Genomic DNA, 8,603 nt, shown 5'->3' on the forward strand with positions numbered 1-8,603 from the left:
GGGGCAAGCCGGGTTCAATCCAGGCTTCCATCGGCATCTGGAACCAGGAGCTGATCCGGTATGGCAGCGAGATCCTGAGCCTGCGCCGCCGGATGCTGGCCAGGCTCGGCCCGCTGGCCCGCGAGGCCTACCGCGAACTTGCACCGGGCGAGTTGAGCCTGGAGTTGTCCGAGACGGTAGACCCGGAGCGCTTTCTGGGGGCGCTGGAGGACAACCTGCAAGACGACCTGGGGCGCGGCGTGACCAGCGTGGGCCCCCACCGCGACGACCTGGTTGTTTTGCTCTCGGGCCGCGAGGCAGTCAGGTTTGGCAGCCGGGGCGAGTGCCGCAGCATCGCGCTGGCCCTGCGCCTGGCCGAACACCGCCTGCTCTGGCAACACCACGACGAAGCGCCCCTGCTGCTGGTGGACGAGTGGAACACCGAGCTGGATGCCCGCCGGCGGGGGGCTTTGCTGGCCTACGCCCAGAGCCTGCCCCAGGCCATTCTGGCCGGGCTCGAGACTCCTGGCAGCGGTACGGTGGTGGAAATTGAGGCGGGGGTCTGGAGCTAGACTATGAACCCTGACGCCATTCAGGAAGCCAGGCGTGGCGTGGCCTGGGCGCTACTGCTCTCTCTGGCTATTCTGGCGGGAATTGTGGCCCTGCTCGCTGGATTCACCCTGGTGCGTCTGGCGCCTTACGCTCCGCTGCTTATGAGCGCCAGCGACCCGGTGACCCTGCCCTCTGGACAGCAGGTTCATCCGGGCCTGTTTCGCACCGCCATCCCTGCGCTGGCTATCTCCCTGGGCCTGCTGGTCGCCTCGGTCGGGTCGTTGCGGCGGCTGGGAGCAGACTCGAGCCGAACCCCCGCCCCGCCTGCAGCGAAACCCGTCTCCCGCTCGACACGATCCGGCCAGCCCAGGAAGCGCAGGCGCTGAAAGTTCACGTTACCAGCAAGTACCCTCCGCCCAGCAAGGCTAGCCTGAGGGCCATCCACTCGAAGAAGCCCTGATGGATAAAACCCAGCAGCCAGCGGCCTGCAACGGCCCCCAGCACCACTGCCGGAGCCAGCCACAGGTTGAACAGAAGCGACTCCCCGGTAACCAGGCCCAGTCCAGCCGCAAAGGGAAGTTTGAACAGGTTGACCACCAGAAAGAACCACGCGATGCTCCCGACCACCTCGAGCTTGCCCATCCGCATGGCCAGCATATAGATCAGCACAAAAGGCCCGGCAGCATTGGCGACCATGGTGGTGAATCCTGCGGCTATGCCCATGCTGGGCGCAAAGGCAGGATGCTCCGAGAGGGCCAGATTATCCAGCCCCCTGGCTTTGCGGTAGAGCTGGTTAAAGAATTGTGCCCACGATGATGGCTCCAACCAGGCGCTGCACCTGCGGGTCGTTGCTGAAGTAGAGCACCACCACTCCCAACCCGACCCCTGCCGCTGTCCAGGGAAAAATCCGCAGGAGTTCTTGCCAGCGCACACTCTTGCGCAACATCCTGACGGCAATAAAGTCGGCGAAGATCAGGACTGGCAGCAGGGCGCCGGTGGCCTCGCGGGCTGGAAGGATGCTGGCAAACAGCACCACCGCCAGGGTAACTGCGCTCACCAGGCCAGCCTTGGAAGCCCCCACCAGCCAGGCGGCCAGCAAGGCCACCGTCCAGGCCTGGGGGGTTAGGTCCATTGCGGCTACCATACCCCGATCCGTTCCAGGGTGGGCAAGGCAGTAGCCAAAGCAGCCATTTTTCCCTAGCCTGTAAGGCATGCCCAAGACCAAACAGTCCGCCGAGGTCGTCGCCAAAATCCTGCGCCAAAAAGGGCTGAGTGCAGGTATTCGGCGGGGTCAGGCCCTGGCGCTGTGGCCCAGCATTGCCGGGCCAGCCCTGAGCGAACTGACCGAGGCCGAGCGCCTCGAGGACGGGGTGCTGTTCGTGCGGGCCTGCGACCCGGTGGTCGCGCACCAGCTTACCTACCTGCGCGAGGAGTTCGTCCAGCGCTACCAGGACAAGCTGCCCGGCCAGGTGCAGGAACTGCGTTTTCAGGCCAGCGCCGAGCCGGGCCGTGGGGTGGGGGCCGAGAAAAAATCCAAACCCAGCAGATCCGCCCACCTGCCCAAACTCACCCCGGAAGAAGAAGCAGGGCTTCGCCGGCTAGCGGAGCGCCTGCCGGAAGACCTCCAGACTGCAATTTTACGGGCCGGAAAGGCCGTGTTGCAGAAGCAGAAGGAGCAGCCCTACCCCCCCTGCCCCATCTGCGGGGCTCCCAGCCACCAACACCCCTGCAAGCCGTGCCAGAGGCTGCTATCCGACCCCGCAGTACAGCGCGAGGCCGGGCGACTGACCCGCTATCCGCTCAAGACCCGCCTCGAGGCCCACGCCCTGAGCGCGGCCCGCTACCTGGCCCAGACCCGCCTCGAGGCCCAGTTGCGCGACCTGCTGCCCCAGGCCATCCAGCAGCCCGAACTGATCGCCATCCTGCAAGACACCGCACGGCGCTATTTGCAGCTTCGCACCGGCGAAAAGGAGGTTCGGGCCTACCGCCACCTGCTGCCCGATACGCTGGGCTCGCTGCTCAAAGAGGTATGATGGAAGCGTCAAAAGCACGTCCCAGTCTGCACACCAGGGGCATCCGGGTCAGACCGGGAGGGGTTGGATCTATTAGACTTCTTGCAGGGGTCGCGGATACCTGATCGCCCGTACCCACGTCTAGCACGACCACTCTTTTGGCTATTTCGCTTGTGGACGAGGGTACCGCAGCCCATCAGAGGTACAGCACTCAGATCTGGAGGAGACCATGGCAACGGAAACCAAACCCAAAAGTATCGGTGGCGACAGCCGGATCAGGGCCGGGCGGATCTGGTTCAACGGGAAGATGGTGTCCCAGGAAGAAGCCAGGGTCTCGGTACTGTCCCACGCCCTGCACTACGGCACCAGCATTTTCGAGGGCATCCGGGCCTACCAGACCCCCAGCGGGCCTGCTGTCTTCCGGCTGCAAGAACACACCGAGCGCTTCTTCCACAGCGCCAAAGTGATGATGTTTGAGATGCCCTTTACCCCGGAGCAGGTGGATCAGGCCATCCAGCAGGTGATCCGCGAAAACGGCTACCAGAGCTGTTACATCCGCCCGCTGGCCTGGATGGGGGCCCATAGCCTGGGGGTCAACCCGCTGCCCAACAACCCCGCCGAGGTGATGGTAGCGGCCTGGGACTGGGGCACCTACCTGGGCGATGAGGCCGTGCGCAAGGGGGCCAGACTGATTACCTCGTCCTGGGCCCGTTTTCCCGCCAACGTTATGCCCGGCAAGGCCAAGGTGGGGGGCAACTATGTCAACAGCGCCCTGGCCCGAGTGGAAGCCCAGCAGGCCGGGGCCGATGAAGCCCTGCTGCTGGACAAGGAAGGTTACGTGGCCGAGGGTTCGGGGGAGAACATCTTCTTCTTCAAGGGGAAGACCCTGTACGCTATCGAGCACTCGGTCAACCTGATGGGCATCACCCGCGACTCGGTGATCACCATTGCCCGGGATATGGGCTACGAGGTGCGCGAGGTGCGGGCTACCCGCGACCAGCTCTACATGGCCGACGAGATGTTCATGGTCGGCACCGCCGTCGAGGTTACCCCGATCTCGTACCTCGACCACCGGGCCATCGGCAGCGGCCAGGCCGGCGAGCAGACCATGAAACTCCGGGCCGCCTACATGGACGTGGTGCAGGGCAGAAACCCCCGGTACGAGTCCTGGCTGACCTATGTGCAGTCAGGCGAATAGCTGATAGCGAATAGCCTATAGCAAACGATAAATAGCGATCGGCTATCAACTATACGCTATCGGCTATAGACTTATCCATGCGCCTCAAGGTTGAGATCCACGATCTGGCCGCCAAAATCCATACCGTCAAGGCGGGGGCCTTTCCGGTGGCGCTCTACCACGAACACCGCCACGGGGTCTACCTCGAGCGGGCCTTTGTAGCTCATCCTGCCTACCGCTACTGGAAGGCCCATATCCTGCCCGAACAACACCTGCAAATTTGCCAGTACACCCCCCACGAGGGCGAGTACCCCTTCGAGTTTTATATTGACATCGTGCAGGTCGAGCGGGAGGGGCCCATTCTGAAGGTCAGGGATCTGTATCTCGATCTGGGCATTGCCCGCAACGGAACCCTCACCCTGCTGGATACCCACGAACTGTTCGGGGCGGTGGGCGCGGGCCTGATCCGCCTGGACGAGGTCTTCCTGGCCACCCAGACCCTGCACGACCTGATCAACCGGCTGGGTCAGCACCAAAACAACCTCGAGCGTACCCTGCAAGCCCAGGGCATCGTGCTGGAATGGGACTGGGGTCTATCGTCCACCCCGTGAGAACGCAACAGCGCCGGCAGGGGCGCCCCACCGGGTTTCCTGATGCATCACCGACCCCCTCCCATCAGCGGGGGAGGGCTTTGTTTCGCAATATCCGCCGGTTTCTGCCCATCTTCTCGAAAACTCCAGGGCCAAAAACAGCGCTTGGAGGGAAGTCTATTTTTTGCTCAACCACGCGATCAGGTTTTTGAGGTTATCGGCGGTGCGGGGCTGTTCCCTGAAAGGGTTGTACGGCTTGCCCTGGGCGATGGCCTGGAGCGGGCCGCCGCGTCCGCCCGGTGGCCCCTGGATGTTGCCCTGACCGGTCTGGGGAGTCTGCCCGCCCCCCTCCCGGCGCTGGCGGGCCTCCTCGCGGCGCTGCAAGAGGGTCTGATCCATCCACTTGAGCTGGGCCGGGGTGAGGATGTTGTTTTCGATGCTGGTCAGGATTCTTTCGGCCTCGGCGGGCTTGAGGTCGGTGCGGGTCTGCAAGTCCCGCAGGATGGGCAGCAGGCGGGTGGCCTGGGCCCTGGTGAAAGCCAGACCCCGCTGCCGCTCTACCTCGTCCATCAGGCCAATCGTGCCCACCAGGTCGAAGACCGGACGGTAGGCCTCGAGGCGTTGCCGCACCTCCGGGCTGAGGTTGGGCGGCCCTCCCTGGGCCAGGGCAAAACCCAAAGCCAGTGTTGCCAGCAGGCTCATCAGTCTCTTCATGCACGCTCCTCCAACGCCCGTAGTCTGCAACTGCTTTGTGTAGAACTGGTAAAGAAAGGTCAGGTCTATAATCTATTGCTTTTGGCCTTTGGCCCTGGGCTTTTGGCTACTCATACCGGAGCGACTCTACCGGATCGAGCCGGGCCGCCCGCGAAGCGGGATAGTAGCCGAAGAAAACCCCCACCGCGACCGAGAACACGAAGGCCAGCACCATGCTGAAGGGGTCGAAGACCGGGGTCACGCGCAGCAGTTGCCCCACACTGCCAGCCATCGCCAGCCCCAGAAAGATACCCAGGATGCCGCCCCCCACCGAGAGCACCACCGACTCCACCAGAAACTGGGTCAGGATGTCGCGGGGCTTGGCCCCCAGGGCCTTGCGAATGCCAATCTCGCGGGTGCGCTCGGTCACCGAGACCAGCATGATGTTCATGATGCCGATGCCGCCCACCAGCAGGCTGATCCCGGCTACACCGCCCAGAAACAGGGTCATGGTCTGGGTCACCTGGCCCACCGAGGCCAGCGCATCGGCCTGGTTTTGCACGCTGAAGTCGTAGGTCTCGGGGTCGGCAGCTTTGCGGCGCACGGCCATGAACTCGGTCAGGTCTTGCTGGAGGGTCGCGAGCGAGTCCTTGTTGGGGGCCTGGATGTAGACGGCATTCACCCTGGGCTCCCCGGCACTGCTGCGCGAGAGGCGCTGGTGGTAGGTGGAAAGCGGCACCATGATCTGGTAGTTGGGGCTGGCAAAGCCGGAGTCTCCCCGGTCTGACAAAACCCCCACTACCGTAAAGGAGATGCCCGCAATGCGCAGGCGCTGGCCCAGGGGGTCGCTGCCCTGGAACAAGTCCTGGGCGATGCCATAGCCAATTACCGCGACCCGGCGTCGGCCCTGCACATCGGCCTGGGAGAAAAAGCTGCCCTGGTCGGGCTGGGCGTTGCGCACGGTAGCGTAGTCGGGCCAGGTGCCAATCACGGTGGCATTCAGGTTGCTGGCCCCAAATTTGACCTGCTGGTTGCCCTGCGAGGCCGGGGCCACCCCGGCCACCCGGCCCGTGAATGCGGCCTGGATGGCCTCGGCGTCCTCGAGGGTGATGGTCTGCTGCCCCCCGGTACGCACCAGACCAAAACCCCCACCGCGACCGCCGGTTGCGCTCGAGACGGTGAGCAGGTTGGTGCCCAGGCTTTGCAGCGAGCGGGTGATGTTGGCGGTGGAGCCCTGTCCCACCATGGTCAGAGCGATCACCGCCGCCACCCCGATAATCACCCCCAGCGTGGTCAGAATCGAGCGCAGGGGGTTTCCCAGGATGGCCCGCCAGGCAATCGAGAAAACCTGTCGGGGGTTCAACCCTGCCACGCCAGAACGAGTTTTTTTGGCCGTAGAGGGGTTCATGCAAACCCTCTTGCCGGGCGCTTGCGCTGGAGATTGGGGCCGTCCGACTCGATCTGCCCATCACGGATGCGCACGATGCGCCCGGTGTACTCGGCGATCTCGGCCTCGTGGGTCACGACAATAACGCAGGTGCCTTCGTCGTTGAGTTCCTGAAAGAGCCGCATCACCTCGGCGGCGGTTCGGGAGTCGAGGTTGCCGGTAGGCTCGTCGGCCAGCAGGATCGAGGGGCGCATGGTCAGGGCCCGGGCCACCGCGACCCGCTGCTTCTGCCCCCCCGAGAGCTGCGAGGGCAGGTTGCGCAGCTTATCGCCCAACCCGACCTTGGTCAGAACCTCTGCGGCCCGTTCGCGCTTTTCCTGCGGGGTGAAGCCCGCATAGGTCAGCGGCACCTCCACATTTTCCAGCACGTTCAGGCGCGGCAGCAGGTGGAAAGCCTGAAAGACAAAACCGATCTCCTGGTTGCGCACCTCGGCCCGCTGGTTTTCGCTGAGGGTGGTTACGTCCTGGCCTGCGAGCACGTAGTTTCCCTGGCTGGGGCGATCCAGCAGCCCGATAACCTGCATCAGGGTGGTTTTGCCCGAGCCCGACGGCCCCATCAGGGCCACCATCTCGCCCTTGCGGATGTCCAGCGAAACGCCCTTGAGGGCCTCGAACTCGATGGCCCCCGAGCGGTAGACCTTGTACACCTGATTCAGCGAGACCACCGTCATCGCCCGCCTCCTGGGGGCCCTCCAATGGGCAGGCGCAGGCCACCCGGTCCGCTCGTGGTGGAAGTAGACTGCACCCGACTGGGCAGAATGACGGTCTGGCGTGGTTCCAGGCCCTCCAGAATCACCTGGCTGGCCCCGTCGTCCGGCCCCAGCGTGACCCGCACGGTTTCCTGGCTGCCATCCGGCAGTTGCACCTCCACATAGGCCCGGTTGCGCACGGTCTGCACGGCCCGTTTGGGAACGGTCAGGGCTTCGCGAATTTCCTCGGCGATGATTTCGCCCTCGGCGGTCATGCCCGGCCTGAGTTTGCGCTCGGGATTGGGCACATTCACGGTGACATAGAAGACCGCGATGTTTTGCTGAATCCGGGCGCTGGGCGAGATGGCCGTCACCACCCCTTCAAAGGTCTCGCCGCTGAAGGCATCCAGGGCGACCTCGACTTTTTGCCCCACCTTAACCCGGGCGATCTCGCTCTCGTCAATCTGCACCGGTAGGGCGATGCTGCTATCGTCAATCAGGGTGAGCAGGGCGGTGCTGTTGCTGACCGTGGCCCCCACCCCGATGCTGCCTATCTGGGCATTCACCTCCGAGACCACTCCGCCAAAAGGCGCATAAATTTTGGTCTCGGCCAGGTTCTCCTCGGCGTTTTTGACCTCGAGGCGGGCCTGCTCTAAGGCAATCTGGGCGTTGCGCAGATCCTGCGTGTTGGCGTTGTTTTTGAGCGAGAGGGCCTGCCGGGCGGTGTGCAGGTTAACCTGGGCGATTTCCAGGCTGGCCTGGGCCCGGGCGTAGGCGTCGCGGGCGCTTTGCAGGCTCTGGGCGCTGGTTCCGCCCAGGTCGTAGAGCTTCTGGCTGGCCTGCAGGCTGGTGCGGGCGGCCTCGAGGTCGCGCCTCGAGTTGGCATAGGCTACCTCGGCGCTGGCGATGTTCTGCCGGTTGGCGGCCTGGGCGCTGGCCTGGTCGGCCCGCAGTTTGTCCAGGTTGGCCTGGGCTTTTTCCAGGGCCAACCGGGCATTGTCCAGCGCGCGGCTGTACTGGGTGGGGTCGAGCTGCACGATGAGCTGCCCTTTTTGCACCCGGTCGCCCACGGTGGGCAGCCTGAGCACGGTGCCGTTTACGGCTGGCTTGACCGAAAGGGTCTGGACGGCCTCGAGGGTGCCCGGCCCCGAGACCGAAACCCGGAACACCCCCCGCTGCACGGTGGCGGTCTCCACACTGCGGGTGGGGCTCGAGCTGGGCTTGGGCCGCAGCCACAAATAGGCCCCCACCCCCAGAGCCGCCAGGGCTATAATGCCAACCCACCAAAACCACGGTACGCGCATTCGGGTACGGGAACGAGTCATGTTCACCCCTCGATGTTCTCCCAGGATACCCAATGTTCGGTGTACGGAATGCGAAGATTTGGTGAAGATGAACCTCGAGGCTTGATTTGGAGGGGAATGATATCTAGTATGAATTAACCAAACGGGTTTTGTGCAGCGA

Annotated in this window: 10 protein-coding genes and 1 pseudogene; 5 read left to right on the plus strand and 6 right to left on the minus strand. The window is 64.2% G+C overall.

Annotation, left to right across the window (positions count from 1 at the left end; all coding sequences use genetic code 11):
- Both recF and Q0288_RS10820 read left to right on the plus strand, forming a co-directional pair.
- Positions 1 to 551: pseudogene (gene recF / locus Q0288_RS10815) on the plus strand (DNA replication and repair protein RecF); the annotation flags it as partial.
- 3 nt (positions 552 to 554) lie between these two features.
- On the plus strand, positions 555 to 917 hold the full coding sequence (locus Q0288_RS10820) for a hypothetical protein (protein WP_299430280.1): 363 nt from the start codon (positions 555 to 557) through the stop codon (positions 915 to 917).
- Between the two features lie 4 nt (positions 918 to 921).
- Here the strand turns inward: Q0288_RS10820 and Q0288_RS10825 are convergent, their stop codons facing one another.
- The gene (locus Q0288_RS10825; RefSeq protein ID WP_299430282.1) at positions 922 to 1,356 is read right to left on the minus strand and encodes a TSUP family transporter; all 435 of its coding nucleotides are present in this window, start codon (positions 1,354 to 1,356) and stop codon (positions 922 to 924) included.
- On the minus strand, positions 1,325 to 1,663 hold the full coding sequence (locus Q0288_RS10830; protein ID WP_299430284.1) for a hypothetical protein: 339 nt from the start codon (positions 1,661 to 1,663) through the stop codon (positions 1,325 to 1,327). Before Q0288_RS10830 ends, Q0288_RS10825 begins: the two co-directional genes overlap by 32 nt.
- Positions 1,664 to 1,742: 79 nt before the next feature.
- Between Q0288_RS10830 and Q0288_RS10835 the strand changes: the two genes are divergently transcribed.
- The 3 genes from Q0288_RS10835 to Q0288_RS10845 all read left to right on the plus strand — a co-directional run bounded on the left by Q0288_RS10835 (position 1,743) and on the right by Q0288_RS10845 (position 4,331).
- The gene (locus tag Q0288_RS10835; RefSeq protein WP_299430286.1) at positions 1,743 to 2,564 is read left to right on the plus strand and encodes a DUF721 domain-containing protein; all 822 of its coding nucleotides are present in this window, start codon (positions 1,743 to 1,745) and stop codon (positions 2,562 to 2,564) included.
- A gap of 208 nt (positions 2,565 to 2,772) precedes the next feature.
- Positions 2,773 to 3,741 carry a branched-chain amino acid transaminase gene (locus Q0288_RS10840; RefSeq protein ID WP_299430287.1) on the plus strand — a complete coding sequence of 323 codons (969 nt, stop codon included), beginning with the start codon at positions 2,773 to 2,775 and terminating at the stop codon, positions 3,739 to 3,741.
- Between the two features lie 77 nt (positions 3,742 to 3,818).
- On the plus strand, positions 3,819 to 4,331 hold the full coding sequence (locus Q0288_RS10845; protein WP_299430289.1) for a DUF402 domain-containing protein: 513 nt from the start codon (positions 3,819 to 3,821) through the stop codon (positions 4,329 to 4,331).
- Between the two features lie 156 nt (positions 4,332 to 4,487).
- Here the strand turns inward: Q0288_RS10845 and Q0288_RS10850 are convergent, their stop codons facing one another.
- The 4 genes from Q0288_RS10850 to Q0288_RS10865 form a co-directional block, all read right to left on the minus strand.
- Positions 4,488 to 5,024: a hypothetical protein gene (locus Q0288_RS10850; RefSeq protein WP_299430291.1), complete on the minus strand. Its 537-nt coding sequence runs from the start codon at positions 5,022 to 5,024 to the stop codon at positions 4,488 to 4,490.
- A gap of 106 nt (positions 5,025 to 5,130) precedes the next feature.
- Positions 5,131 to 6,411: an ABC transporter permease gene (locus Q0288_RS10855; protein ID WP_299430293.1), complete on the minus strand. Its 1,281-nt coding sequence runs from the start codon at positions 6,409 to 6,411 to the stop codon at positions 5,131 to 5,133.
- Entirely contained in the window at positions 6,408 to 7,121 is a 714-nt protein-coding gene (locus tag Q0288_RS10860) for an ABC transporter ATP-binding protein (protein WP_299430295.1), read from the minus strand. The genes Q0288_RS10855 and Q0288_RS10860 overlap by 4 nt, the downstream gene beginning before the upstream one ends.
- Positions 7,118 to 8,464, minus strand: coding sequence for an efflux RND transporter periplasmic adaptor subunit (locus Q0288_RS10865; protein WP_299430297.1), 1,347 nt, complete (start codon positions 8,462 to 8,464; stop codon positions 7,118 to 7,120). The genes Q0288_RS10860 and Q0288_RS10865 overlap by 4 nt, the downstream gene beginning before the upstream one ends.
- Positions 8,465 to 8,603: the final 139 nt, after the last annotated feature.

The sequence above is a fragment of the uncultured Meiothermus sp. genome (assembly GCF_937863175.1).
Lineage (GTDB): Bacteria > Deinococcota > Deinococci > Deinococcales > Thermaceae > Meiothermus.